At 61.9% G+C, this 23,691-nt stretch carries 27 protein-coding genes; 14 read left to right on the top strand and 13 right to left on the bottom strand.

Annotated elements, in window-relative coordinates; all coding sequences use genetic code 11:
- The first annotated feature begins 42 nt into the window (after positions 1-42).
- On the top strand, positions 43-1,707 hold the full coding sequence (locus AAIO73_RS02165) for a carboxylesterase/lipase family protein (protein ID WP_345875902.1): 1,665 nt from the start codon (positions 43-45) through the stop codon (positions 1,705-1,707).
- Positions 1,708-1,732: 25 nt separating this feature from the next.
- Positions 1,733-4,081, top strand: coding sequence for a glycoside hydrolase family 3 N-terminal domain-containing protein (locus AAIO73_RS02160; protein ID WP_345875901.1), 2,349 nt, complete (start codon positions 1,733-1,735; stop codon positions 4,079-4,081).
- Between the two features lie 18 nt (positions 4,082-4,099).
- Here AAIO73_RS02160 and AAIO73_RS02155 read toward each other — a convergent pair whose 3' ends face one another.
- Both AAIO73_RS02155 and AAIO73_RS02150 read right to left on the bottom strand, forming a co-directional pair.
- Positions 4,100-4,663 carry a putative antibiotic biosynthesis monooxygenase gene (locus AAIO73_RS02155; RefSeq protein WP_345875900.1) on the bottom strand — a complete coding sequence of 188 codons (564 nt, stop codon included), beginning with the start codon at positions 4,661-4,663 and terminating at the stop codon, positions 4,100-4,102.
- A gap of 208 nt (positions 4,664-4,871) precedes the next feature.
- Positions 4,872-5,225 carry an HIRAN domain-containing protein gene (locus tag AAIO73_RS02150; RefSeq protein ID WP_345875899.1) on the bottom strand — a complete coding sequence of 118 codons (354 nt, stop codon included), beginning with the start codon at positions 5,223-5,225 and terminating at the stop codon, positions 4,872-4,874.
- 77 nt (positions 5,226-5,302) lie between these two features.
- On the opposite strand from AAIO73_RS02150, the gene AAIO73_RS02145 reads away from it, so the two are divergent.
- From AAIO73_RS02145 to AAIO73_RS02125, 5 genes are all read left to right on the top strand, one after another.
- Positions 5,303-5,521 (top strand): hypothetical protein, encoded by a 219-nt coding sequence (locus AAIO73_RS02145; protein ID WP_345875897.1) that lies wholly within the window; start codon positions 5,303-5,305, stop codon positions 5,519-5,521.
- A complete protein-coding gene (locus AAIO73_RS02140) occupies positions 5,518-5,688 on the top strand; it encodes a hypothetical protein (RefSeq protein ID WP_345875895.1) in 171 nt (56 codons plus the stop codon). The genes AAIO73_RS02145 and AAIO73_RS02140 overlap by 4 nt, the downstream gene beginning before the upstream one ends.
- On the top strand, positions 5,685-5,894 hold the full coding sequence (locus AAIO73_RS02135) for a hypothetical protein (protein WP_345875894.1): 210 nt from the start codon (positions 5,685-5,687) through the stop codon (positions 5,892-5,894). Before AAIO73_RS02140 ends, AAIO73_RS02135 begins: the two co-directional genes overlap by 4 nt.
- A 278-nt stretch (positions 5,895-6,172) precedes the next feature.
- Positions 6,173-6,445: a hypothetical protein gene (locus AAIO73_RS02130; RefSeq protein WP_345875892.1), complete on the top strand. Its 273-nt coding sequence runs from the start codon at positions 6,173-6,175 to the stop codon at positions 6,443-6,445.
- A gap of 37 nt (positions 6,446-6,482) precedes the next feature.
- Positions 6,483-7,238 carry a DUF1828 domain-containing protein gene (locus AAIO73_RS02125; protein ID WP_345875890.1) on the top strand — a complete coding sequence of 252 codons (756 nt, stop codon included), beginning with the start codon at positions 6,483-6,485 and terminating at the stop codon, positions 7,236-7,238.
- 324 nt (positions 7,239-7,562) lie between these two features.
- On the opposite strand, the gene AAIO73_RS02120 is transcribed toward AAIO73_RS02125, so the two are convergent.
- On the bottom strand, positions 7,563-8,327 hold the full coding sequence (locus AAIO73_RS02120; protein WP_345875888.1) for a Mom family adenine methylcarbamoylation protein: 765 nt from the start codon (positions 8,325-8,327) through the stop codon (positions 7,563-7,565).
- 336 nt (positions 8,328-8,663) lie between these two features.
- On the opposite strand from AAIO73_RS02120, the gene AAIO73_RS02115 reads away from it, so the two are divergent.
- The 6 genes from AAIO73_RS02115 to AAIO73_RS02090 all read left to right on the top strand — a co-directional run bounded on the left by AAIO73_RS02115 (position 8,664) and on the right by AAIO73_RS02090 (position 13,483).
- Positions 8,664-8,852: a type II toxin-antitoxin system HicA family toxin gene (locus tag AAIO73_RS02115; protein ID WP_345875887.1), complete on the top strand. Its 189-nt coding sequence runs from the start codon at positions 8,664-8,666 to the stop codon at positions 8,850-8,852.
- 35 nt (positions 8,853-8,887) lie between these two features.
- Complete coding sequence (locus AAIO73_RS02110) at positions 8,888-9,274, top strand: type II toxin-antitoxin system HicB family antitoxin (protein WP_345875886.1); 387 nt, start codon at positions 8,888-8,890, stop codon at positions 9,272-9,274.
- A 207-nt stretch (positions 9,275-9,481) separates the two neighbouring features.
- The gene (locus AAIO73_RS02105; protein ID WP_345875885.1) at positions 9,482-11,443 is read left to right on the top strand and encodes an acyltransferase family protein; all 1,962 of its coding nucleotides are present in this window, start codon (positions 9,482-9,484) and stop codon (positions 11,441-11,443) included.
- A 218-nt stretch (positions 11,444-11,661) separates the two neighbouring features.
- The gene (locus AAIO73_RS02100) at positions 11,662-11,862 is read left to right on the top strand and encodes a hypothetical protein (protein WP_345875883.1); all 201 of its coding nucleotides are present in this window, start codon (positions 11,662-11,664) and stop codon (positions 11,860-11,862) included.
- Positions 11,863-11,899: 37 nt separating this feature from the next.
- A complete protein-coding gene (locus AAIO73_RS02095) occupies positions 11,900-12,145 on the top strand; it encodes a hypothetical protein (protein ID WP_345875881.1) in 246 nt (81 codons plus the stop codon).
- A 201-nt stretch (positions 12,146-12,346) separates the two neighbouring features.
- Positions 12,347-13,483 (top strand): polysaccharide pyruvyl transferase family protein, encoded by a 1,137-nt coding sequence (locus AAIO73_RS02090; protein WP_345875879.1) that lies wholly within the window; start codon positions 12,347-12,349, stop codon positions 13,481-13,483.
- Here the strand turns inward: AAIO73_RS02090 and AAIO73_RS02085 are convergent.
- Positions 13,476-14,516, bottom strand: a complete 1,041-nt coding sequence (locus tag AAIO73_RS02085; protein WP_345875877.1) for a nitroreductase family protein — start codon at positions 14,514-14,516, stop codon at positions 13,476-13,478. The two genes, AAIO73_RS02090 and AAIO73_RS02085, sit on opposite strands and share 8 nt — an antisense overlap.
- Positions 14,517-15,139: 623 nt before the next feature.
- Between AAIO73_RS02085 and AAIO73_RS02080 the strand changes: the two genes are divergently transcribed.
- Complete coding sequence (locus tag AAIO73_RS02080) at positions 15,140-15,313, top strand: hypothetical protein (protein WP_345875875.1); 174 nt, start codon at positions 15,140-15,142, stop codon at positions 15,311-15,313.
- Positions 15,314-15,678: 365 nt separating this feature from the next.
- On the opposite strand, the gene AAIO73_RS02075 is transcribed toward AAIO73_RS02080, so the two are convergent.
- The 9 genes from AAIO73_RS02075 to AAIO73_RS02035 all read right to left on the bottom strand — a co-directional run bounded on the left by AAIO73_RS02075 (position 15,679) and on the right by AAIO73_RS02035 (position 23,671).
- On the bottom strand, positions 15,679-16,080 hold the full coding sequence (locus AAIO73_RS02075; protein ID WP_345875873.1) for a hypothetical protein: 402 nt from the start codon (positions 16,078-16,080) through the stop codon (positions 15,679-15,681).
- On the bottom strand, positions 16,077-16,307 hold the full coding sequence (locus tag AAIO73_RS02070; RefSeq protein WP_345875871.1) for a hypothetical protein: 231 nt from the start codon (positions 16,305-16,307) through the stop codon (positions 16,077-16,079). The genes AAIO73_RS02075 and AAIO73_RS02070 overlap by 4 nt, the downstream gene beginning before the upstream one ends.
- Positions 16,304-16,816, bottom strand: coding sequence for a TIGR02594 family protein (locus AAIO73_RS02065; protein ID WP_345875870.1), 513 nt, complete (start codon positions 16,814-16,816; stop codon positions 16,304-16,306). The genes AAIO73_RS02070 and AAIO73_RS02065 overlap by 4 nt, the downstream gene beginning before the upstream one ends.
- Before the next feature lie 113 nt (positions 16,817-16,929).
- Positions 16,930-17,370, bottom strand: a complete 441-nt coding sequence (locus AAIO73_RS02060) for a hypothetical protein (RefSeq protein ID WP_345875868.1) — start codon at positions 17,368-17,370, stop codon at positions 16,930-16,932.
- The gene (locus tag AAIO73_RS02055) at positions 17,367-17,915 is read right to left on the bottom strand and encodes a hypothetical protein (protein ID WP_345875867.1); all 549 of its coding nucleotides are present in this window, start codon (positions 17,913-17,915) and stop codon (positions 17,367-17,369) included. Before AAIO73_RS02055 ends, AAIO73_RS02060 begins: the two co-directional genes overlap by 4 nt.
- 45 nt (positions 17,916-17,960) lie before the next feature.
- A complete protein-coding gene (locus tag AAIO73_RS02050; RefSeq protein WP_345875865.1) occupies positions 17,961-18,245 on the bottom strand; it encodes a hypothetical protein in 285 nt (94 codons plus the stop codon).
- Positions 18,229-18,804 carry a DUF4376 domain-containing protein gene (locus tag AAIO73_RS02045; protein ID WP_345875863.1) on the bottom strand — a complete coding sequence of 192 codons (576 nt, stop codon included), beginning with the start codon at positions 18,802-18,804 and terminating at the stop codon, positions 18,229-18,231. The genes AAIO73_RS02050 and AAIO73_RS02045 overlap by 17 nt, the downstream gene beginning before the upstream one ends.
- A gap of 3,316 nt (positions 18,805-22,120) precedes the next feature.
- Positions 22,121-23,398 carry a phage portal protein gene (locus AAIO73_RS02040; RefSeq protein WP_345875861.1) on the bottom strand — a complete coding sequence of 426 codons (1,278 nt, stop codon included), beginning with the start codon at positions 23,396-23,398 and terminating at the stop codon, positions 22,121-22,123.
- Between the two features lie 3 nt (positions 23,399-23,401).
- The gene (locus tag AAIO73_RS02035; protein WP_345875859.1) at positions 23,402-23,671 is read right to left on the bottom strand and encodes a hypothetical protein; all 270 of its coding nucleotides are present in this window, start codon (positions 23,669-23,671) and stop codon (positions 23,402-23,404) included.
- Positions 23,672-23,691 lie beyond the last annotated feature (20 nt).

The following is a 23,691-nucleotide window of genomic DNA, read 5'->3' as shown; positions in this document are numbered from 1 at the left end:
ACGCTGCTTCCCGCACTCCCATAGCTTGAGGAATTCGCACCGATGCACCGCGCCACCACCGCCTTCGTCATCGCCACCGCGCTGGCCGCCATTCCCGCTAGCGCCCAGCCCGCCGGCCCGACGATCCGCACCGATAACGGTGCCGTCCGTGGACAGATCGCCGATGGCGTCGAAAGCTGGAAGGGTATCCCCTTTGCCGCCCCGCCGGTCGGCCCGCTGCGCTGGCGCGCGCCGCAACCGGCGGCGAAATGGACCGGCGTGCGCGACGCCACGCAATATAGCTCGGACTGCATGCAGAAGCCGTTCCCCAGCGACGCCGCCCCGCTCGGCACGACGCCGGCCGAGGACTGTCTCTACGCCAATGTCTGGCGGCCGGCGGGCGCCAAGGGCAAGCTGCCGGTGCTGGTCTGGATCTATGGCGGCGGTTTCGTGAACGGTGGCGCGTCGCCGCCGACCTATGCCGGGGCGAACATGGCGAAGAAGGGCGTGGTGTTCGTCAGCTTCAACTACCGCGTCGGCCGTTTCGGCACCTTCGCGCTGCCGCAACTGACCGCGCAGAATGCCGATGGCGGGCGGCTCGGCAATTACGGGATCATGGACCAGGTCGCGGCGCTGCAATGGGTCAAGCGCAACATCGCGGCGTTCGGCGGCGATCCGGCGAACGTGACCATCTCGGGCGAGAGCGCCGGCGGCATCTCGGTCCATGCGCTGGTCACCTCGCCCGAAGCGAAGGGGTTGTTCAACAAGGCGGTGGTGATGTCGGGCGGCGATGCCAAGGCGTTCACCGGCAACACGCTGGCGGACGTGGAAAAGATCGGCGGCAACTTCGCCCGAACCAAGGGAATCGATCCCGCCGCGCCCGACGCGCTGCAACGCTTGCGCGCGCTATCGGCGGAAGACGTGCTCGACGGATTGAACATGGCGCAGATGTCCGGGCGTAACGGCGCACCGCCGACAAATTCGGGACCGTTCGTCGACGGCAAGGTCGTGGTCGACGTCCGCAAGGCGTATGAGCAGGACCGCTTCGCGCGGATGCCGATGATGATCGGGGCGACCAGCGCCGATATCGGCGGCAAGAGCGGCTTCATGATCGCCGGCGGACGCGAGGCATCGGCGATGATCGCCGACAAGGGCGTGCCGGTGTGGGGCTATCGCTTCTCCTATGTCGCCGATTCGATCGGGCAGGGCGGGGCGCAGCACGCGACCGATATCCCCTATTTCTTCGACAACACCGCCATCAAATATGGCGCGCAAACCACCGCGAAGGACGAAGCCATCGGCGAGGCGATGAGCAGCTATCTCGCCAATTTCGTGAAGCGCGGCGATCCGAATGGCGGCACGCTGCCCAACTGGCCGCGCTATACCCGCGCCAACGACACGCTCGCCGACTTCGCCGCCGATGGGAAGGTCGTGGTCGCGCGCGATCCGTGGGGAGCGGAGATCGACCGGCTGTCGCAGGCATTGGCAGCGGCCAAGGCATCGGGGCGCTATACCACGCTGACGACGCCGATCGGCGAACTGCTCGACAATCCCGCGACCCGTGCGGTGCTCGAACGGCATGTCCCAGCCTTCCTCAAGAACCCGCAGCTCGACATGGCACGCGGTACGACGCTGTACGGATTGCAGACCTATCTGCCCGACCAGTTCACCGACCAATTGCTGGCGACGATCGACCGCGACCTCGCTACCGTTCCGGTCAAGAAGTAACAGGGTGAACAGGAGGAGGATCGCAATGCGCAAGATGATGATGGCCGCCGGGGCATTGGCGCTGACGGCGGGGGTTGTGGCGGTCAGCGCCCCGCTTGGCGCGCGGCAGGCGGCGACGGCGGCGCAACCATGGATGAACGCGCGGCTGAACGCCGAACAACGCGCCGACCTGCTGCTCCGCGCGATGACGCTGGAGGAAAAGGCCGGGCAAGTCTCGCAGCAATTCATGTTCGGCGCGTTCGAACAGTTCGCGCCGATCGTGAAAAGCGGCAAGGTCGGGTCGATGCTGTTCGTCACCGATCCTGCGGTCATCAACCGGTTGCAACGCGTGGCCGTCGGGGAGACCCGGCTGAAGGTGCCGCTGCTCTTCGGCTATGACGTCATCCACGGGTTCCGCACGATCTTTCCCGTCCCGATCGCCAACGCCGCGTCATGGGATCCGGCGGGCGTCGAGCGGGCGCAGGCGGTCGCTGCGGCCGAGGCACGCGCGGTCGGCATCCACTGGGCGTTCGCGCCGATGGTCGATATCGCGCGCGATCCGCGCTGGGGCCGGATCGTTGAGGGGGCCGGCGAGGACCCGTTCCTCGGATCGGCGATGGCACGCGCGCAGGTAAAGGGGTTTCAGGGGCCGGCGATCGGCGCACCCGGCCATATCGTCTCCGGACCCAAGCACTTTGCCGGCTATGCCGCGGCGGAAGGCGGACGCGATTACGACAGCGTCTATCTCTCGGAATCGCAGCTCTACAACGTCATCCTGCCGCCCTTTGCCGCGGCGGTAGAGGCGGGTGCGGGCAACGTCATGAGCGCATATATGGACCTGAACGACGTGCCCGCCGTCGGCAACAAATGGCTGCTGACCGACGTGCTGCGCGACCAGATGGGCTTTAATGGCTGGGTCGTGTCCGACGCCAACGGTACCAAGAATCAGGTGATCCAGCATTTCGCTCGCGACGAGGCCGATGCGGCGGTGCGCAGCATTGATGCCGGCAACGACATGGAAATGTCGTTCGGTCCGGCCGCCTCCGCCGAAACGCTGGCGGCGTCGGTACGTGCGGGCAAGCTGAAGGAAGCGGTACTCGACCGCGCAGTCCGCCGTATCCTCATCGGCAAGTTCCGCATGGGGCTGTTCGAGCGCCCCTATGTCGACGAGGCGCAGGCCAAGGTAACGCTTGCCGACCCCGCCCATCGCAGCGAAGCGCAGTCTGCGGCTGAACGTTCATTCGTGCTGCTGAAGAACGAGGACAACGCCCTGCCGCTGGTGGCAGGCGCGCACAAACGGGTCGCGGTGATCGGCGCGATGGCCAATTCGAAGCGCGACATGCTCGGCCCCTGGGCATTCCAGTATGACCTGCCCGAAACGGTGACGGTATTCGAGGGCGTTCGCGACCGGCTGGGGGCTACCGCGACCGTCGAGACGGCGCCCGGCGTCCAGCTCAAGCGCAACGTGCCGTCGATGTTCGAGGCAATCACGATCCCGGGTGCCGCCAAACCCGAACCGCGCTGGGACGCAGCGCGTGCTTCCAGCGAGTTCGACCGCGCGGTGGCGCTGGCGAAGCGTTCCGACCTGATCGTCCTGACGCTGGGCGAGGCGGAGGATATGAGCGGCGAGGGTGCGTCGCGCTCCGACCTCAAACTCCCGGGCGACCAGTTGCGCCTGTTCGAGGCGATGCTGGCTACCGGCAAGCCGGTGCGGGTCGTGACGATGAGCGGCCGTCCGCTCGAACTGGGCGCGGTGCTCGATCGGGCACCGGCGATCCTCCACGCATGGTATGGGGGCACGCGTGGCGGCACCGCGATCGCGCGCACGCTGTTCGGCGACGTCAATCCGGGAGGCAAGCTGCCGGTCACCTGGCCGCGCACCGTCGGCCAAGTACCGATTTACTATGCCCACAACACTACCCATGCGCCGAAGGATCAGGGCAAGCGCTATTGGGACATCCCGTCGACGCCGCAATTCCCGTTCGGCTACGGTCTCAGCTACTCGACGTTCGAGATCGGCGCGCCGGTGCTCGATACTGCTACGATGGCCCCCGGGGGGCGCGTCATCGTGTCGGTGCCGGTGACCAATCGCGGCACCCGCCCGGGCGACGAGGTGGTGCAGCTCTATATCCACCAGCAATCGGGCCGGGCGTCGCGCCCCGTGCGCGAATTGAAAGGGTTCGAACGCGTGTCGCTGCGTCCCGGCGAGCAGCGGACGGTCCGCTTCGAACTGAACGAACGCAGCCTGCAATATTGGAGCGCCGCGGCGAAAGGCTGGGTGATCGATCCGGGCACGTTCGACCTGTGGGTCGGGTCGAGTTCCGAGGGCGGCAACCACGCCACCTTCAGCGTGGGCGGCGCACCACGCGCGGGCAAGGGCTTCCGGCCCGACTGACCCAACCTGACCCGCGGATCATTCGGCCGGAGACGTCTGCAGCCGGCCGGACCCGTCCTGCAGCAACCAGAAGCGGGTATAGCGCTGCAATCGTGGCAGGATGATCCATTGCAGCGTCGCCGTCAGGATCAACGACGACGGCAGGAGCTGCAAGGGCAGCGGCACGTCCGTCAGCACCATCCGCACGACGGTGCTGACCAGCAGCAGCAAGGGGAACACCGCCAGCCACGTCGTCACGAACCGTTTCCATTTGCTCGCGCTCGCATCGCTCGGCAGGTCGAAGACGACGCGGTTGCCGCTGTCGATCTGGCGCAGCGCGGTGGAGAAACCATCGGCGACCGCGGCATGCGCCATCACCGCGTCGCTGTGCTGCCACGCCTCGGCAGCGGCGACGTCGTCGAAGCGGAACAGCAAATGCTGAAATCCGGCGGTCTGTCCCAGCCGGATCGCCGCGCGATAGCCCGGCGCGGCGCTCGCCAGATCGTTCAGCCGCCCGACCCAGCGTTCGAAATCCTGCTCATGCCCGGCACGGATCGCGCGACTGGTGATGACGGTTGCGGTTGCGTCGGGATCGAGTGGCATGGCGGCCAGAACGTACGATCCCGCTGTCGCGTTGCGGACGACCGCCGTACCGCATGCCGTATTGGCGGAAGAGGTGGCCGGTGAATTGAGCACGTAACGTATTGCGATCGCGTCATATTTTTCGGGGCTTACGCCGAAATACCACGGATCATACCACGCAAATAATATTCACCCCGTCGGACTCGAATTAAGCATACCACACGCGGCCTCATGCGGAAGGCAATTCGGGTTCCTCACCGTCCATATTCAGGCGCATTACGAGGCCGAGCGGCGATCCGGGCAGGGCGGCACCCTTTACCCGCTCGACGATCGCGTTGACCGGCTGACCGCGATCCATCTTGCTCCCGATCCAGATCGCCCGGACCCGCGCCAGATAGCCGACGCGGATACCGCGGCTGGTAAAGATAGCGACCGCCATCGGGTCGTGCTCGTTCATCGGTTCGCGGATCAGGTGCAACTCGTCGCCGGGCGTCAGCAGCGCCAGTTCGGCTTGCCGGCTGGTGCCGTCCTCGTTGTCGTGCCGCTCCCCGCAGGCCGGCAACCGAAAGTCATTCCAACCCATACGCCCCCACTAGCTTTTAGAACATAGCGGGAACATAATCGGGGGCAGATGGCGATTCGGTCAAGCGGAGGAATGGTATGCAAACCGAAACGGATGCGTTTGGTACGTGGATGCTCAAGCAGCCCGATGCGCGCGGGGCGCTGGGCGAACTCATCGCAGCAGCGGCCAAGGACCGGGCGTTCCCGCGCAACGGCAGCGCTGACGACGTGCGGCGCTACCTGTCGGAGAGCATGGCCCCCGGGGAGATGATCGACGCAGTCGACGACGCCGAGGCCGACTGGCGGAACCTGCAGTGACCGCGTGGGATCAGGCGTTCGAACTGCTGTCGACAGCCTGCATGGGCAGGGCGGCGCAGATCGTCGCGGCCGGCGCGAACGCCGCCAAGGATCAGGGCGAGTTGGGCGAATGGCTTCGCCTTGCCGACTGCCTGAACGCCATTCACGAGAACAGGACGTTGCAATGACCGACGACACCAATGTCGCTGTGATGCCGATGCGCGGTTTCGTAATCGGCCGTCAGCATTGCCGCCAGCCGGGCGGCGACCTTCGCCTGATATGCCTGCTCGATCACGGACACGACGGCGAGCACAGGTTCGTGCCGTGGGAAGGGTGTTTGATCCGGGTGCCGTTTGGGGAGGGCACCGTGCCCTTTCATGGGTTCGCCGGCTGATAGCCGATCAAGTCGCGCCTGATTGCGCAACGATGTTATGATCCTCACCGACTCGGGGGGATTGGATGCGGATCAGGCATATAATCGGGGACAGGAAGCAGCTCGTATCCGAAACTGGGTGGTCGAAAGGGGACATGTCCCCACGCTTCTGCCCGATCTATGCCAAGTCTAGACCATCACGGAATGGCTGGCAGTGGAGGTCCGCCACTGCGCAGCTTGGCGAGGATGAGTTTATCATGGTTGCAATATGCAACCCTGCTCGGGGCAACTGGAAGTCGATGCTTATTGCCAAGGTCGGATCGGCATTCTCGGTGGTGGCTCGATTCGAGCATCATGAAAGCCATCCCGGGCTGCACGTCCATGCGCACTGCGACCGTGGTGCTATCGAGGTTGGCGCTTCGGGGCTCGACAATTTAATTCGCATCCCCGATGCAAAGCAGCGTCACCGACGGCAAGCTGCGTTGACGGAGACAACGTTTTGGCAGGCGTCGATGAAGTTTTTTCGGATAGAGGACAGCGTTGGCCCGCTGTTTGCTCATGCAGGCATCTAACCTCGAACATGCCCTTTGCAATGCGTTCTGCGGGAGCGTGCAAGTACGCCCCGTCGGGACCGGCTTCGCCGTAAGTTCGGCCTTCGAGGACGGGTCCGGCGATCGGATAACGTTCTACATTGCGGATGATATCGACGGCGTTCGATTGGAAGACGACGGCGATTATCTTGCCAACCTGATCGCGCGAGATATCCCGATCACGGAGGGGACACGCGGGCAGCTTCTTGATAGCATTCTCGATCAAGGTCGGGCGTTCTGGGATCGAGAAACGTTCGAGATAAAAACGCCAAGTTTCGAAGAGTCGGAATTGGCCGACCGGGCAATCCGGTTTTTGTCGTCCCTTATCCGCGTGCGCGACTTGGAACTAGTGACGCGCGAGGTTGTGCGATCTACATTCCGTGAAGACGTTATTTCGGCGATTACTAGCCGATTTAAGTCATCAGTGATTGTAAGCGACAACGGAGTCATCGCGAACGATTTCGCGGAGTTTCCCGCGGATTTAGTAGTTCGGCCTACTACCCCGAACAGCACTAAGGCTGCGGGAATTTATCTTGTAAACTCGGGTGACAAACTGAACGAAGCGTTGCTTGCGCACCAAGAAGCACAAATTGAAGGGCGGGACGATCTAGCGGTTATTGCCATGATTGAAGAACCCGACATGAAGGTCATCAGCCGCAAACGCTTCCAGCGGGCGCAGAACCGATCGTTGCCCATGCCTATTTTTCGTGGCGACGAGGACGCTGCAATGTCGTTGATCGCCCGGAAGTTACATTTGACCCAACGAGTTGCGTAAAAGCGACCATACCCGATACCACGAATGGAGCGGCCCGACGGGGTCGCACCGTCCTCGCACGCGGGGGAACCGCGCTCGTCCGATGGACGGGCCGCATAAACGCTGGTGAATCTCTTTGCTGGAAACTGCAAGCGGCATGGCCCATGATTGAACCATGCCGCGCATAATCACGCCGTTCGGGAACTTCGAGGTTAGCGCCCCGATCCAGTGCCAACTCGATCGAGCTGTGAGAGCGGGCGAGCGCAGCAGCATCGTAGTCGAGGTCGATGGGGTGTCCACCCATCTAACTGGCCACGTTCGACGGCACGAGCTTTGCCACTCAGACTACATCGTTGACTTTTCACCGGACGAATAATCCGGCTTCGGAAAGGGAAGTGGCGGATACCGGCACCCCTTCGCGAACCGGGGCTTGAGGAACCGCAGATAGCGGAACTGCCGCAGCAGATGCCGCGTAGCTCGACCCCGGTTCGCCAACAGGTGCGCCGCACGCGGACCTTCCGCGCGTCTTCCCTTCGCCGTCATCAGCGTGTTGTGGTACCAGTCGCCATCGAGTTCCCAGAAGATGCCGCGATGCTCGCCATGGTAGGTAAAGCCAGCCGCCTGATAAACGGTGCCGAATAGGCCGCACCGCTCGTCGGCGAACGACTGTATCCACCGCACGTCCGGTCGGACCCGGCGAATGAGCCGGATCGATGCCGCCAGCGCCCGGCTCTCGCTGTTGCGAGGTGCCGCGTCGTCGAGCCACATGCGGTTCAGTTCGAGATACTGGTTCATTTCGGTGCCGTCGACCACGCTCCCAGCCGAGGCCGGGTTCATTGCATAGCCGTACTGCAGGACACCGAGCATTCGCCCGCCGACCCATACCCCTAGGTGGAGGGTCGACCCGTTATAGACGCGCCGGCTGTAGTGATTGGCGACGATCGTCGCGTTCGCCACCTTCCGGCAAATCAACGCCACGTAGAAATCCGCCTCGCCGAACCCGATCGCAATGCGGCCGGGCTGGGCGGGGTCGAACAGATAACCGGCGCATTCGCCGGCAGCGCCGCCGCTGAACGCCAGCGGGGCGGTAACGATATGATTCGACTCCATTGTTCAAAATGCTCACAGGAGCCCCGCCCGTTGCGCGGGTGCGGGGCGATGCGGCTGGCCGGCCGCTAGTGACGGGGAGCTACCTGTTGCCCGTCGGTTGCCGTGCTCCAACACGGCACCCCCGCTCGGCCCGAAGGCTGGCGGACGTGTCTCTGACCCACTGATCCGAAATGTCGTAAACAGTGGTGGCGGCTACCTAAAACCGGCGCATTTCTGCGGGTTTCAGGGGGCGATTCGGTCACCCGCCAGCTGCGAATAAATTGTGTATCTTTTGTGTAGTAGCCTGTTGCGTTCCGCGCGGTTGTTGTGTAGACAATACACAACAGGGAGGCGCCGATGCGAAGTAGGGAAGTGATACGAAAGATTGAAGCCGACGGGTGGTACGAAGTCAGACAGTCAGGAAGCCACAGACACTTCCGCCACCCGACGAAACCCGGAACGGCTACCGTCCCCCATCCCAAGAGCGAGCTCCCAATCGGAACGCTCAAGAGCATATCAAAGCAAACCGGCGTACCCCTCCCATAGAGGAGGGGACGTCACTCCACCCAAGGAGCACCCCGATGGCAACTGTCTATTTCCCAGCGATCATTGAACGCGGTCCCGAAGGGTTCGGCGTCTTCTTTCCCGACCTGCCCGGCTGCGTTTCGGCTGGCGACACCGTCAACGAAGCGGCGATTAATGCCGAGGAGGCTTTAAACGGGCACCTCAGCGTTATGGCGGAATATGGCGACCCGATCCCGGACCCGTCCGAACTCAACGCCGTCGAGGTCAACGCGGACTGCGATGTCGTTGCCCGTATCCTTGTAAGGGGCGAACGTCCCGGCAAGGCGGTTCGTGTTCAGATCAGCCTCGAAGACGGACTGCTCGCGCGCATCGATCGCGTTGCCTCCAACCGGTCGCGGTTCCTCGCCGATGCGGCGCGGGCGAAGCTGGCGATGGCCGATTGACCGGCTTGTGTATCGTAAGACCGGTTGGATTGCCGTTCGAGGTAAGCACCGTTCCGTTCTACGGGCTCTCGAACGCCTAACAGGTAGCCCATTCTTCGCCATATCGACTGGATAGTCCCGCCGTAGGACCGCCCACTCGAATCGGTATAGGAATTTTATAGTAATATAGGTTACGTGCTTCCCGGCTGAACAGGGGCCGGGGGGCACATGATTAAGTATCGTTCCGACATTGACGGGCTGCGGGCAATTGCGGTCGGCGGCGTTGTGCTTTTCCACGCGCTGCCGTGGGCCCTTACCGGCGGCTTCGTAGGAGTGGACGTTTTCTTCGTCCTATCCGGCTTTCTGATTACCTCGATAATCTGTGGAGAAGCAGAGCGGGGTGAATTTTCGATAACCCGCTTCTACGAACGGCGTTTCCGCAGGATCATGCCGGCGCTCGTCCTGATGACAGTGGTGACGACGATTGCTTCGGTCGTAATCATATCCCCAATAGGACTGGAGGATTTCGGCAGAAGCCTGATAGGCGTCGCCACGTTCACGGCAAACGTCGTGTTCTGGGCCGACACCGGATACTTTGCTCCTGACGCTGCGGATATGCCGCTACTGCATACGTGGTCGCTTGCCGTCGAAGAGCAGTTTTACATCCTATGGCCATTTCTTACTGCATATCTTGCTCGTCGTGATAACAAGCGGCCGCTGCGGGTATTCGTCGTAGTGACAGTCTTGGCTTCGTTAGCCCTATCAACGGTAGGCGTGAAATATTACCGGGATCTGACGTTCTATATGCTTCCTACGCGAGCATGGGAACTTGGCCTTGGCGCCATGATCGCCGTTGGTGCGATCCCCAAGTTCCGATCGGCAGTTCAGCGCGAGGCAGCCGCCGCGATTGGCGTGTTGATGATCCTACTACCGATGGCCTTCTACACCGAAGGAGTGCCGTTTCCCGGACCTGCGGCGTTCCCACCTTGCCTTGGGGCTGTGCTCATTATCCATGCGGGTTCAGACTTCAAAACCCGGATCGGGCGTCTTCTGTCCGTTGGTCCACTTCTGTACGTCGGCTTAGTTTCGTACAGCTTCTACCTATGGCATTGGCCGGTGTTGGTGCTGCCGCGCTTGGCACTGAACAGACAGCTTACGATAGCTGAATCGCTCGTTGCGATTGCGTTCGCGTTTCTTTTAGCAGCGTTATCTACGAAGTATGTCGAATCCCGTTTCCGTAGCGGGAAAGGCTGGACAATATCTCGCGCCCAAGTGCTGGGTGCGAGCGTGGGTACGGCGACGGTTATTGCGGCAGTGGGTCTGGTGTTCGTTCAGACCAAGGGCTTTTTGCATTACACCAACGCCGATGTGCAGATCGCCATGCGAGCGTATGACGATATTAACCCTCGTCGTCGCTTTTGCCACTCTGGCCAAGCAGGACTTGGAGCAAACCTCGGGGATTTATCGCACTGCGTTTCGGGTAAGCCGGACGGCAAACCCGGTTACGATCTATTGGTTTGGGGCGACTCTCATGCCGATCACCTAATGCCTGGCATCGAGGACGTTGCTTCTCGATCGGGTTTAGAAGTGAGGCAGGCTACAATTTCCGGCTGTAGCCCACTCTCCGCGTATATCGCCTACGCGCCCAAAAACCCCGGCTGCGCCCGAATGTACGATACGGCTCTTAAGGAGGCGTCGGCACAAAGTGACCTTGATGCGATTATTGTTAGCTCAAGCTGGGCGTCAACATTGCCGGCGATATATGAGACCGTAGGCCACCACGACGAAGCCAAGACTGCCGAGGTCTTCACCGACGGTTTGCGTGCCGTCCTTGCTGAAATCCGAATAAGGGTGCCTCGAAAGCAGATCGTTCTGGTAGGTACGACGCCGATGTACGATCTTGCGCTGCCGCGATGCTTTGCTCGCGAAGCCAAGCTAGGAACGGCGGAAACCTGCGCCGAGCGCGTACCGACTGATGTCCGCTGGGGTCCAATAGCCGACCTGTTGATTTCGCGACTGGCAGGCAAAGGCGTTACCGTCGTTCTGCCGCGTCATGCATTCTGCCACGGGGCCCTATGTGAAACTCGTGCAAACGGCAAAATCTTATACTACGACGACGATCATCTTTCCGTAGCTGGATCGAGGATGGTTGGCCCGATGGTTATGGGAGTGCTCGGTCGGCACTCTTGAGATGGGCGGTAGCGTTTAAAGGCGTTGCTAGTGACAGCACGAGATGGAGAACCGAAGATGAGATGGCCATTTGTGAGCCGCCGCCGTTACGAGGACGCTCTACTCGATGCCGACCGAAAGGTTAATCAACTCGATCGAGCGGCAAGAACCTATCTAGCAGAACGCGATAACCTGCGAGCAGAAATTGCGAGCCTTACAAAGCCGGAACGAGAGGCAGGATGATGACATTCGTTTCCATAGCAATACTCGTAGGCAACATTTTAATCACTTTGGGGTTTTTGGTGCTCATGGGGCGTCCCGCGCTTGAATCCGCTGGCTCTCAACTGAACGATGAAAAGTTAGGACTGAAGGGAGTTCCGGTCATCATGCTGGGTATTGCTACGACCTGCTCACCCCTATTCTTCACCGCTAGCGTTTGAGGCGAAATTAAAATTACCGGATGCGAGGCGGACCCGGATGGCCAAAGTTTTCACTGACGACGATATCCGCGTGATCCTGAAGAAGGAGATGGTGAAGGCTGGCGGACTCATCAAATGGGCCAAGTTAAACGACATCCCAATAAGCCGGGTCAGCGAGTTCAATACTGGTCGGCGTCCGGCATCACCGACAATCTTGATAGCGCTCGGTTTTGCACGGGCAATAGTCCGCTGCCGCGATATGCCGGTGAAGCTTCCGCCCATTGAACCTGAAGAGGGTTCGTAGCCGACGCATGGTTCGATCTCGAATTGTGTCAGGCCGCGCTCACGTCGTATTCCAAGTAGCACGGTCCTGTGCGCCTGACCGATCCAAGCGTTCCAGTTACGAGCGAAGCGTGCCGCACCGCAGCAAAAATCATATAGGACTCATATAGTCGTTTCGGCTACAGCCCTGCGCGTAACGCATTGGGGGCGGCAGGAGGCCTATATGATCGTCGAAGTTTTGGGCATTTTCGAGCGGAATAAGGGCGCGGTTCTGATGCTTGAGGCGGTCAGGGCCGAGCTGAAGAAATCGTTCCCGAACGCGGAGTTGGCGGTGCCGACATGGATGTCGCGGGAAGCTCGGGATCAATTCGGCGTGCTTGGCGTAATTCCGCCAAATAACGGTATTCGTACGCTCGTGTACAATCTGCTACCGAGTTTCGTTCTACGTCGCCGTGGCTTGGTTAAGGCTTCGCAAGTCGACGTTGTCTTGGATGCTTCGGGCTTTTCCTATGGCGACTACTGGGGCACAGAAAAGCTTCGTCACCGGCTGCTTGAACGCCTGAAGGGCTGGAAGAATAAAAAGAACGTCGCTGTCCTGCTTCCCCAAGCTCTTGGCGCTTTCGAGAAGGATGGCATCGCTAAGGTATTCGGTGATTCACTCAAGTATCTCGATCGCGTCTTTGTTCGTGACAACGTTTCGGCGAAGTACGTAGCTGGCATTAGTGCCGATAGCAAAATCAAGAGATCTCCTGATTTTACGAACGTCCTGAAAGCCGATTTGCCGGCTGAATTTGCCGCTACGAAGGGCGCGGCGCTACTAATCCCGAACGAGAAAATGGCGACTGGTGATCGTGCGCATCAGCGGGACGCCTACGTTGCTTTCATGATCCAATCCGCGAAAGCGTTGCAGAAGTCCGGCCGGAATGTGTCGATCCTTCTGCACGAAGGTCGACGAGATCGTGTAATTGCTGATGCGATCAACGACGAGCTGGCAACCAAGCTACCGATCGTCAACGCGTCCAGCGCTCTCGACACGAAGGCAATCATTGCCAACGCCGACCTGATTGTGTCTTCCCGTTTCCACGGTCTGGTCAGTGCGCTTTCGAATGGGGTCCCATCGTTGGCCTGCGGCTGGTCGCACAAGTATCAGGAACTGATGGACGACTATGGGAACGGTCAACTTTTGGTTGACGTTGAGAAGCCCGAAACTTGGTCGGAAAAATTGAACGCGCTACTGGAGGTGGCGGATAGTCCGGCTGCGCGCGCTAGCATCCGTACGCGAGCAGACGCGCAGCGTAAGCTCACGGACGCAATGTGGCAGGACGTCCGTGAGCTTATTAAGAGCAAGCGTTTTAGTTAAAACGCCGTAATTCGGGGACAGGTCGCTTAGTGGAACGAGCTACCTGTCCCTCAGGATCGGGCCAGCCAAAACCGATCAGCATAACGACGCGTTCGTCCGCTTCCAGATTGAGTGCTGCACGCATCTGCGATTCTTGAGGTTCCTGATCCGGCCAGTTGATTGGGCACGATGACAAGCCCAAGGACTCAAGCGCATACATGAAGCTCATTGCCGCCAAAGAGCCGTCAATGTAGATCACATGCTTGTCACGCTCGAGCGGATACGCTCGTAGTTGACCCACAACGACAGCAACGGCGGGAAGGTTATCAGAGAAACCTTTGGTTCCCATAGGAATCGCCGCGACCTTCTTAACTAGGTCCTTTTGGTCGAATATCCGGAAGTGGAATGGCTGCCGATTGCAAGCCGAAGGCGACTGACCAGCGACCGCCAGCGCTTGATCGATCAGACCACGATCAACGGGCTTGTCGAGATACCAGCGTACCGAGCGTCGACGTTCGGCCAGTTCTTGCATCGCCTTGAAGTCGACAGGGGGTGGTCCGTCAAGATCACGCTGATATGGCGCCGATCGATAGTTGCGGGCTTGATGTGCAGACCGCTCAACTTCCTCGAATTTCGCATAGGCACGCGCAATTCGCGGCTCCTCGCGATCGACTGCAGCGAAATAGGCGTCGAGAACGTCATGCGCCCATACGACCTCAGGTGCTTGGTCACTATCTGGTTGCGCTGCAGCACGAGCGTAGACGCCAACGGTATCGTTGATGAAGTCTGCCGCAAACACCCGACGCCGCGGTCTCATAATAAGACCTTTCTCAAGGCGGTGTATATTCCGCCTAAGCATGTAATAGCTTGGCGCGTCCCCAGCGTGATCTTGGGCATATCGGACCTGTCCGGCGGCGACGGCCTTAATCTCACGCATATGCTGATGGTTGAAGAAGCCGTAATAGATCGAAGCGATCAAGTTATTGTCGACTGACTTCTTGATGGCGTAGCGCTGCGCCTTCCATGAAAGCCGGCTGTATAGCTGCTTGAGCATATGATTCTCCCTCGCGTAGGCGCTGAGTAATCGGCAGTTGAGGACGCCACAACCGATACCTTCCGAAGCCGGCTAGCGATAGGCCCGCCGATCCCGACCACCTGCGCCGGTCCCACTGTGGGGGCGCCTTGATTGGTAGGGATAACCTGCCGTCCGGTCGTTGCATTGAACCTCGTAATTGTAAAATCAAAACGGCTCTTCATACAATGCGGCAGGGCATGCGCTCGTTGGTGCTACCGCATTTCGCGATTGTGATAGGAAACAGTATGGTTGGAATGCCCGGAAAGGGCGGACGCGCCGGACGGTCCGGTTCCAAGCCCAAATTCGCTGGCGTGAGGTTGGTGCGCCATACCGTGCTGATACCACCCGCAACCAAAGATGCGATGCTAGCTGCGGGGCCGGATGAGGTCCGGCGCTTACTCATTGACGCTTTCTGCCATCCTGACGAGTAGCAGTGCCATTACGGGTAAGAAGTCCGTCAAATAGCTGCGTCATTGCGGTAAAGGCCGGCAGCGAAAAATCAGGCGCTCAGCCGACTCTGCATCGAAATCCTATAGGATTCCTATGCCAATTTGTTAACCCTACGCTCATCACCCCGGAGTCGGGGCGTTTGCGGAGGTCGAATGATGATCGTCACCGACGAACTGCTCGCTGCCGTCCGCGAAGCGCTACTGGCCAGCACGCCCGAGACCGAGCAGCAAATCTGGCATAAGTATTTCTTCGGCGCCACTGATGACGCTGGCGAAGCGTATCGCATCGACGAGCGTGAGCGGATGCGTGCGGCAGCGCTGATGTAGGGGAACAGCCGGTACGATGATTACCGAACGACCAGTCGAAGCCGCCTATTGGCAGGGTGTGGCCGCGTCTCGCGTTACCGGACCCGAAAGCCAAATGATCTACAACCCATATACTGACGATAGCGACGACGACCTTTACGACGCTTGGGAGAAGGGGGCGTCCGACGCCTCTGAACCCGGTTTTGTGTTCGACCTCGCCGCGATGCAACGGGCAGCGAAGCTACCTCGGACAATCGTTCCGTAACGGCTGGCCGGTCGACGCTAGGACCGCGCATTGTAGCCGGACGAGTTGGCCGCGGATGCCTCCCGCGACGTCCAGCACGTCAAGCTGTGAACCGAGCGCCGCCGCGCCGTCCTGCCCGCCGTCAGGGCTGCGGCGCGGCTGGGGCAGGATCGCCGGTCGCGCCAGCAGGTTGGCCGGTATCGTCGCCGTTGGCGATGGCGGTCGCGCGGTCGATGAGACGCACCCCGTCAGCATCAACGCAGACGTTGCGATACACAGGGCGCTCGGTGACGGTGTTCGTTTCACGATAGACCTTCCGGACCTTCTCTTGGCGATCGGTTTCCTTGGCCGCGCCCGCCGTGTCGCCAGCCGCGACGTTCGCCTCGCGCTTGTCGCGTTCGGCCTTCACCGCGCGCTCGACCGCCGCCTGCTTGCCGTCAGCGATAGCGCGCCCGTCGCGCCGGCCGGCGATGTAGGCGGTGGCGAGTAGCGCGACGGCCACGATCGCGCCGACTAGGGCGAGTAGGGGGCGGATCGTGCTCAAGCTGTTTCGCCATCGGCGAGTATTCGACCGGCATTGAAGTACGCAGGCTCTTCGCAGGCCATGCAGACCAACGATGACAGGACGATGCCCCGCGCGTCGTGCGCCACAACCGGATAGAACCCTGCTGGGTCGTCCGCCTGTGCTTGGCATGGACACAGCATGAAGATCTCTCCGCCGTGGGCCGCGCGCTTGGCAGCGAGGCGATCCATCAGAGATACGACGCTCAAGCCTCGTTCCTCGACAGCGGCACGCCCGCGCGCGCCGCCATTCGCACCGGCTTCCCGGCGAAGGGGACGCCGGTCGGCCAGCGAGCCGCCACGCAGCGCGTCTTCTCGATCCGCGCCATCGTCACGTTGTCGGACTGGTTGCCACCGAGGACGTGATAGGCGGTATCATCTTCACCGACGTAGAAGCCGACATGCCCGCCGCCCGGCCGCTGGAAGACGAGGATCGCGCCGGGTGCCGGGCGGTGGAAGGCTAGGGGATCGCCGTACTTCGCCCAGGCCGACGCCCGAACCGCGATCGGTGCCGTTGGCAAGCCGACTTCCTGCATACAGGCAGCGACGAAGACGCCGCACCATGGCACGCTGTCGGCGTTGTAGGCGATGCCGAGCGCCTTCGTTCCCAGCCGCTTCGCCCAACCCATAATCGTCGGATTGTTTGCCGGGCCGGGTGCCTCACGGGTGCCAAGTTTCGCGCGCGCAGCCTTCAGCCACGCCGGGTCTGCCGTCGTCATATCGCATTCCTTCGGTACGGTTGGTGTTCATCCGGGATACAGACCCAGCCGCTAGGCCGGTCCTGCGTTCTCCCAGGACGCCGTTGCCCCCTCGCTTCGGCGAGGGGGTGGCATCACTCGACCTTGTCGAGATCGTCTTTGAGGCGGTCGATCGCTTGCGCGTCGGTCTCGATCGGCGCGGCGCGCGCCATGCCCGTGAAGAACGAGTCGAGCCCGCCCCGCGCTGCTGCCATGAACTGGCTTTTGCCGATGCCGATCAGGCCGTACCCGATGCCAGCGATAGTCATGGCGCTCATCGCTGCCGCTAGCAGCCCGAGGGAATGCGCTTGGGTCCACAGCACCGCGACCACGCAGCACAGGAACGTTACCGCAATGTCGAGATAGATTTGCCGGCGGCTCCGCGTGTTCAGAAAGATGCAGAGCCGCGTGATGAGGACCATGGTTATGCTGACCACGAACGGGCCTGCTTCGAACCGATAGCCTAGACCGAACAGGTTCCAGACAACCGGCATGGGGATCGCCGCTGCCGCCCCCAGCGCCGACTGCAGTTTCACCGGAAGATCACCGCCGCGGCGGCTGCAATGAAGCTGAGAACGATGATGCCGGCCGCGCGCGCAAGGGTCGGCCAGCGCGACCACATATCAACCGGAAGCGGCGACTTCCGAAGCTGATGTTCGATACCCGGTTCACCCAGCATGACGATCCCCATCCACAATAATCCGGCCGCGACCGCGACGGGATCGATCCAGCGTTTCGCCATGGCGACGCGTGCGACGGTGACAGGGTCGGCCGGCGACCAGCCCCAAAGGTACATTGCCTCTGCTCCGCACCGTAGGGTCAGCCCGACACCCGCCAGCACGGTTATCGTTCGATAGAGGCTGACCGGGTCTAGCGGGTGATCGAACCGCCGCTGCGCCCATATCCGGCTAAGCTGCCGGCCGACCAGCATCGCGCCGAGAAACATGGCGGCGGTCATCAGGAAGAGGTTGAAGAGGAAAAGGCTCGCGCCATCGTTGAACGATGGCGGGGCCATGGTGGGCGGACCGTTCGCCACGGTCTGCGCGACGAGGCTGTTCTCGGCACTCACAGGGACGCGCACCAGCGCGCCCGGAAGGACGTGGTCATAACGGCAGTCCTCTTTGGGTCAGGGTTGCGGGGGCAGGCCCAAGAACGCGGTCTCAACGTTGCGGCGACAATGGCCCGGCGCTTCCCCCAACAGCACGAACAGTCCGTCGATCAGCGGCGCGACAATCGCGGCCCACCACGCCCGCCGGATCTGTGCCCGGCCGACATAGCTGCTAATCGTTTCGTCAGCGGACGGGCAGACGTTGGTCAGGTGCAAAAGGTAGGCAGCGCCAACGATCGCCACCTGCGCGAACTGGTCGATCGACACCAGCAATTGGCGGGCCACTTCAGTCAGTCGGCGCATCGGGCCAGTCTCCCTCGATATCGATCGCCGTCAGCGCCTCAATATTCTCGGCCGCCTCGATCGCCGATCGCTTCACCAGGGCGACGGCATGACAGGCGGCAACATGCTGACCGACCGCGACGCCGAGCATAATCATCGCTGCGGCGTCGTGCGTCACGCTGCTGTTGTCCTGCATGGTCCAATCGATCGAAAACGGAGCGCCGCCCGCCTGCGCGATCATTGCCAACTGCACCGCGCCAGCCACTTTCCGCTGACTGTCCGGGTCGCTGTCGGCGCGGCCGAGCGGCGTACTGCATCCCCACCACTCCGCCCGATCGCGCGCGACGCGCACAGCTTCCCATACGCCCGCGCGCTGCTCTTCGATCGTTGGCGCGGGCGGAATGATCCGGGCGAAACCGCCGGCCTCCCACGCCCATTCGCCCGGCACAATCTTCGGGTCGTCGCACGGTACTGCGTCGCACCCGTCAGGGCAGTTCATCATCAGCGTCTGCAAATCTTGCGCCGATACGATCCGACTGACGACCGCATCGGCGTGGCGAACTATCGCGTAGCGTTTCACTTCTTGAACTCCGAGACCGCAAGCTGCGCCCGGTCGATGAAGAATGTCCGATTGCCCGGCGTGCTGGTCGACAGGACGAGCTCATAGGTCACTGCGCCAGCGACGGGGTTGTCGACGAACCAGAAAGAGTAGGGTTCGTTGGAACCGTTCAGGCTTTGATTGATGGACCGACCGACGTTGACCTGCTGCCCGTTCTGTGTCCGGCGAAGCTGTAGAGAGCCGCTTCCCTGCGTTGCGCCAGCGCTTGCCCGAGCGTCGTACTGAATATCGACCCGCGCGAAACCGATACCGGACGCAACGTACGAGATCGACTGCACAACGACCGTGCTGCCGTTGCCAGCATTGCCATTGCCTCCCTCGACCGCAACGTTGCTTGTCACGGCCTGATTGGCGATCTTGATCGTCTCGACCTGAAGGTCGCCGATCTTCGCCGATACCACAGCAAGATTCGCGATCTTCGCCGAGCCGATCGCGGCGTCAGCGATGTAGGCGCTGTCGATAATCTCCAGCGCCGAAACGATGCCAAGGATCTGTTCCCATCCGCCGCCATTCCAGCGACGCCAGATGCGCGGCGGCGTTCGGGTTACCCAAGTGTCGTTGTATACGGGGTTCGACGGCTGCTCATCTTGATAATAGACGATCGTGTCGCGTCCCGGCGGTCCACCCGGACCTTGCGGCCCGCCCGGCCCTTGTGGTCCTTGCGGCCCTCCCGGACCTTGCGCGCCGTCGCGACCGTCAGTGCCGTTTTGTCCGTTAGCACCGTCGGCTCCTGCCTTCCCGGCAGCCAGGAAAGCAATGCTGTTCAAGCGTGTACCGGGAGGCCCGGCCAGTGCCGCGTCAAAATATAGCAGCTTATCGGCGGGGACGGCGACCGATCGGTAAGTTACGCCGTTGTAGAGATAGCGAACCGTGCGGTTGTCGTAGACGACCTGAAACGTGCCGAAGCCATAGCCCGAGATAAACCGCCCACAGTACGCGCCGTTCTCGTAGATATCCGCGCCGCCGTCGCCAGCCATGTACCAAGCATAGTCGATCGTCGCGTAGCTGTTGTCGGAAGATGGGTCGCTGTTCAGCCCCGCCATTACATCGGCGCCAGTTCCCTGACCGTTTATGAACGTACATTGCGCGCCGCCGGCATAGCCCTCGGTCGAATATCCCCCGCCGCTATCCCATCCGCCGCTGCCCTGCTTTACCAGTGCGTTGCCGGCGACGAACGTGTCGCCGCTGCCTGTCAGACCGAAGGCAGGCGGACCCTTGTACGAGGTCCATGCGTAGGAGTTGGGATCGGGGCTGTCGGCCGCCACGAAGTCGGTATAGGTGCCAATGTAGGCCCGGCCGCCGGGCGCATCGATCGTAAAGTTGACCTGTCCGTTCGGCGTGTCCGCGTAGGCATAGTGCGTGTAGCTGGTGCGACCATCGGCGCCGTTCCTACCGGGCACGCCGTCGACACCGTCCTTGCCCTTCGCACCGTCGCGCAGCCGGACAATCGAAACCTTGTCGCTGGCGTTTTCGCCGTTCAGCTGGACGCCGTATGTGATGCTCTCGCCGCCGTGCTCGGCAAGGATCGCATGGAAGCGATTGGCGTCGATCTCGATGTTGAGAAAATCGAGGTGACGACTGGCAGCGCCAACAGCGGCAAGGTCGGGCGCCGGCACGGCGTTGGTCAACGGTGTACCGTCTGCGCGGTACAGCGCCCACAGAACGCCGGTCGTGTTGTTCTGCGGCGTGGCCGTCAGACGGATCGTCTTCGAGCGCGGCGTCCCGTTCGTATCGAGCGAGAAGGACTGGTCAGTCGCCACTAATGTCAGCAGCGGCGGACTGGTACCGTCCGTACCCGCCTTCGATCGGGTCGCGGACAGCTGCTTGGCGATCGCCCGACCCTGAAACACGGCGATGATGAACGCGTAGCCGCTGTCGTTGCCAAGATATGTGGCGGAATAGTTGCCGGCGGCGTCGACCGTCAGGTCCAACCAAAACGGAATTTGCTTGGTGAACGTGCACAGCGCGGTAACATCGCGACTGCCGAGAAAGACCCGCATCTGCCCATTGCCGACACCGTTGGCAATCGCGGTCGGGTTGCCGGCAGCGTCGGTGGGATGCGAGAAGGTTTCGTTGGTCAGATAGGCCGAAAGCGCTTCCTGACCATCCTGCCCGCTGATCCGAAATGGTGCCGACCACGCACCGGCAAGGCTGCCGTCGGCGTTCCGCTTCGCCCGCGACATAAACAGCGGCGGCAGATTGTCGATCCGGTAATGGTAATCGATCTGGCCGAAGGCTTCTCCGGCGTTGATCTGCGCCCACGGCCGCATATAAGTCGCGTAGGACGGAACGACGATATAGCCATCGATCGCGTCAGCTTGGCCCGTAGGGATCGATCCGGCCGCGACCCATCCATAGGTGGACCCGTCGGCGGGATTGCCGGCGAAATTCAGACCCAGCGCACCGGCTGCGTTCGCCTGCGTCGCATTCACCCCACCGACGATCCGATAGACCTCGCCCGGCTGCACGCGGAGCCACTGATCGCCGCTGATGTAATCGTCGCGACTGGTCGACACCCGGCCAGCGATCTGCGTCAGGGTTGGCGCATCATACCATTCAACGGGCGACACGCCGACGGGCGTTGCGGGTACCGTCGAGCTATAGCGGAACCGACTGTCCTCATACCCGCCGTCGGCACCGCGCACGCCTTCCTCGCCAACGCCGAGGATTGCCGGCCCCCACGTCGCACCGCCGTCGTTGGACTGCCGATAGTAGCGGTCAGCTCCGAAGAAATTGTCGTGCCAGTTCGTCGCACCGTCGATCGACCATTGCGTGCGGACGAGCGGGGCGCTGTTGCCGTCTTTTCCGTCGGCTCCGGCCTTGCCGGCGGCGGCGAAGGTGATTGCGTCGAGCCGCGTTCCCGGCTCGCCCGCAAGCGCGGCGTCGAAATAGAAGAGCGCGTCCGCCGGCCCCGGCACGCTGCGGACCGTGACACCGTCCTTGATGTAGCGGACGAACGCTCCGTCATAGACGATCTGGAACACGTCGGTCGTCGCGTACCCGCCGATCGTAGCGATACCCGCTCCGCTCTCATAGATGCGGCAGACACCGTCGTCGGCGAGAAACCACGCGTAGTCGATCGTATTGAAGCTGTCGTTCGAGGCCGGGTCGGAGTTCAGCCCGGCCATGATGTTCGCTACGGACGTCTGCCCGCCCCGGAAGCTGCACTGTGCCCCGCCGCGCCAGCCTTCGGTGGAATAGCCGCCGCCGGTATCCCAGCCGCCGCTACCGCTCTTGATAAGCGCGTTACCGCTGACGTTCGTATCGCCGCTGCCGGTCAGCCCGAACGCCGCCGGCCCCTTATAGGCCGACCACATATAAGCGGCAGGATCGGGACTGTCGGCCGCGGTGAAGTCGGTATAGGTGCCCTGCCAGCCACGGCCGGCGGGCTCGCCGACCGAGAAGTTGACCGACCCGTCCGGGCTACCCAATCGATGCCCGCTTCCAGCGCGACGGAAAGGGTAACGTCCTGATCGACGCTCTCCAGTTCGTACCGGAGGAAGGATTTGACGAGATCGAGCGTCAGCGCGGTCACGGCGTAGTCACGCCGATGACGATACGGAAGGTCTCGCGCTCGTCCGGCGCTAGCTTGCCCGCAATAACCGGCTGCACAGTCTCGTCGGCCTTCTTCGTGTACGCGGTAGACCCGCGCGATCGCTTCGTTCGACAGCCCAAGAATGCTGGCCAACTCGGCGTCTTTGTTGCTGGAACCAAGCGGCGACGGCTTCAGACCATGCCCGAGAATGGGGGTCCCGCCGCTGTTCAGACCCTTCGCCTGCTCATCCCACGACGCCCGCAGCATTCGAACCTGATCGGCCGTAATGGACTGATCGGTCGTCAGCACAAACGACGGGCGCGACTGGTTAAGGAAGAAATTGACCTGATGCGACAGTGCGGCGTTGCCCGCTGCCATTTCAAGTGCCGCAGCGACCATGGGCGTTTCGCCCAGAAGCGGGTGGCGCGGGGTGTGCAGCTTGATATGCAGCACGTCGCGGGCCGGGACGACGATCTGGGGTCCAAAGCGGCGGTCGATGATTGGGTTACCGGCAAGGGCATAGAAAACCGAGCCGTCGACCGCAATCATGGCATGGCTCATGTCGCTGTTCATCAGATGCAGTTCGATCGGCTCGAACCGCGCGTTGCGGATGACCAGTGCGTATGCGTTGCCGTTATCGAGGAGATACCGGACGAGGTTTAGGAGGAAATCGCTGATCGTCTGGTAATCGTTCGGCTTCTTGATGATCCGGGCCAATGCCGAATTTGGGATGCGCACGCGGCCGGTTTCCGGCGCGTACTTCCAATGACTGCCGGGGCACATGGCGGTGGTCTGCGCGTAGGCCGAAACGCACGCCTCAACCATCGACGATCGCGAGGGGTCTGGCGGCGACATACCCATCTGCCACCAGTTCACCGGCAAATTCACAGGCGACCAGCCGCCGCCCATCGGGACGGTCACGGCGTCCGCGCGCGTTTCATCAACGAGTGCAAGCGACCGAGATGCGCTGCGACGCACCTCGGCCTCGGCTGCGCGAGCCGATAGCTTGTACCCGTTCATTCGTTATTCCGCCGTCTGCGTCTTGGCGCGGCCGGCCCGCGACGCGCGGGTGCGGTACTCGGCAGCGCCGTCGGCTTCGACCTGACGCTCTTCCGGCGCGCCGCGGTCTTCCTTGCTGTCGAGGGTTTCCAGCGTCGGCGTTGCCAGTTTGGCGGTGTCGACTTCCTCCTGCGTCGGCGTCGGCTGAACGTTGTCCGTCCGCTCCATCGCAGCCTTGTTCTGCGCTTCCAGTTCCTTGCGGTTCTGGGCGATGATTTCTTGTGGTGTCGGCATGTTCGCGATCCTTTCGCGCG

Source organism: Sphingomonas epibiotica, assembly GCF_039615155.1.
In the GTDB taxonomy this organism is placed as follows: Bacteria; Pseudomonadota; Alphaproteobacteria; order Sphingomonadales; family Sphingomonadaceae; genus Sphingomonas.
The sequence above is the reverse complement of the archived record's forward strand: the minus strand, read 5'-3'. Positions and strand labels throughout refer to the sequence as shown.

Coding starts and splice junctions, on each gene's coding strand:
- AAIO73_RS02165 (WP_345875902.1), top strand. CDS start 43: ATGCACCGCGCCACCACCGCCTTCGTCATCGCCACCGCGCTGGCCGCC.
- AAIO73_RS02160 (WP_345875901.1), top strand. CDS start 1,733: ATGCGCAAGATGATGATGGCCGCCGGGGCATTGGCGCTGACGGCGGGG.
- AAIO73_RS02155 (WP_345875900.1), bottom strand. CDS start 4,663: ATGCCACTCGATCCCGACGCAACCGCAACCGTCATCACCAGTCGCGCG.
- AAIO73_RS02150 (WP_345875899.1), bottom strand. CDS start 5,225: ATGGGTTGGAATGACTTTCGGTTGCCGGCCTGCGGGGAGCGGCACGAC.
- AAIO73_RS02145 (WP_345875897.1), top strand. CDS start 5,303: ATGCAAACCGAAACGGATGCGTTTGGTACGTGGATGCTCAAGCAGCCC.
- AAIO73_RS02135 (WP_345875894.1), top strand. CDS start 5,685: ATGACCGACGACACCAATGTCGCTGTGATGCCGATGCGCGGTTTCGTA.
- AAIO73_RS02130 (WP_345875892.1), top strand. CDS start 6,173: ATGCTTATTGCCAAGGTCGGATCGGCATTCTCGGTGGTGGCTCGATTC.
- AAIO73_RS02120 (WP_345875888.1), bottom strand. CDS start 8,327: ATGGAGTCGAATCATATCGTTACCGCCCCGCTGGCGTTCAGCGGCGGC.
- AAIO73_RS02115 (WP_345875887.1), top strand. CDS start 8,664: ATGCGAAGTAGGGAAGTGATACGAAAGATTGAAGCCGACGGGTGGTAC.
- AAIO73_RS02110 (WP_345875886.1), top strand. CDS start 8,888: ATGGCAACTGTCTATTTCCCAGCGATCATTGAACGCGGTCCCGAAGGG.
- AAIO73_RS02105 (WP_345875885.1), top strand. CDS start 9,482: ATGATTAAGTATCGTTCCGACATTGACGGGCTGCGGGCAATTGCGGTC.
- AAIO73_RS02100 (WP_345875883.1), top strand. CDS start 11,662: ATGATGACATTCGTTTCCATAGCAATACTCGTAGGCAACATTTTAATC.
- AAIO73_RS02095 (WP_345875881.1), top strand. CDS start 11,900: ATGGCCAAAGTTTTCACTGACGACGATATCCGCGTGATCCTGAAGAAG.
- AAIO73_RS02090 (WP_345875879.1), top strand. CDS start 12,347: ATGATCGTCGAAGTTTTGGGCATTTTCGAGCGGAATAAGGGCGCGGTT.
- AAIO73_RS02085 (WP_345875877.1), bottom strand. CDS start 14,516: ATGCTCAAGCAGCTATACAGCCGGCTTTCATGGAAGGCGCAGCGCTAC.
- AAIO73_RS02080 (WP_345875875.1), top strand. CDS start 15,140: ATGATGATCGTCACCGACGAACTGCTCGCTGCCGTCCGCGAAGCGCTA.
- AAIO73_RS02065 (WP_345875870.1), bottom strand. CDS start 16,816: ATGACGACGGCAGACCCGGCGTGGCTGAAGGCTGCGCGCGCGAAACTT.
- AAIO73_RS02050 (WP_345875865.1), bottom strand. CDS start 18,245: ATGCGCCGACTGACTGAAGTGGCCCGCCAATTGCTGGTGTCGATCGAC.
- AAIO73_RS02040 (WP_345875861.1), bottom strand. CDS start 23,398: ATGAACGGGTACAAGCTATCGGCTCGCGCAGCCGAGGCCGAGGTGCGT.
- AAIO73_RS02035 (WP_345875859.1), bottom strand. CDS start 23,671: ATGCCGACACCACAAGAAATCATCGCCCAGAACCGCAAGGAACTGGAA.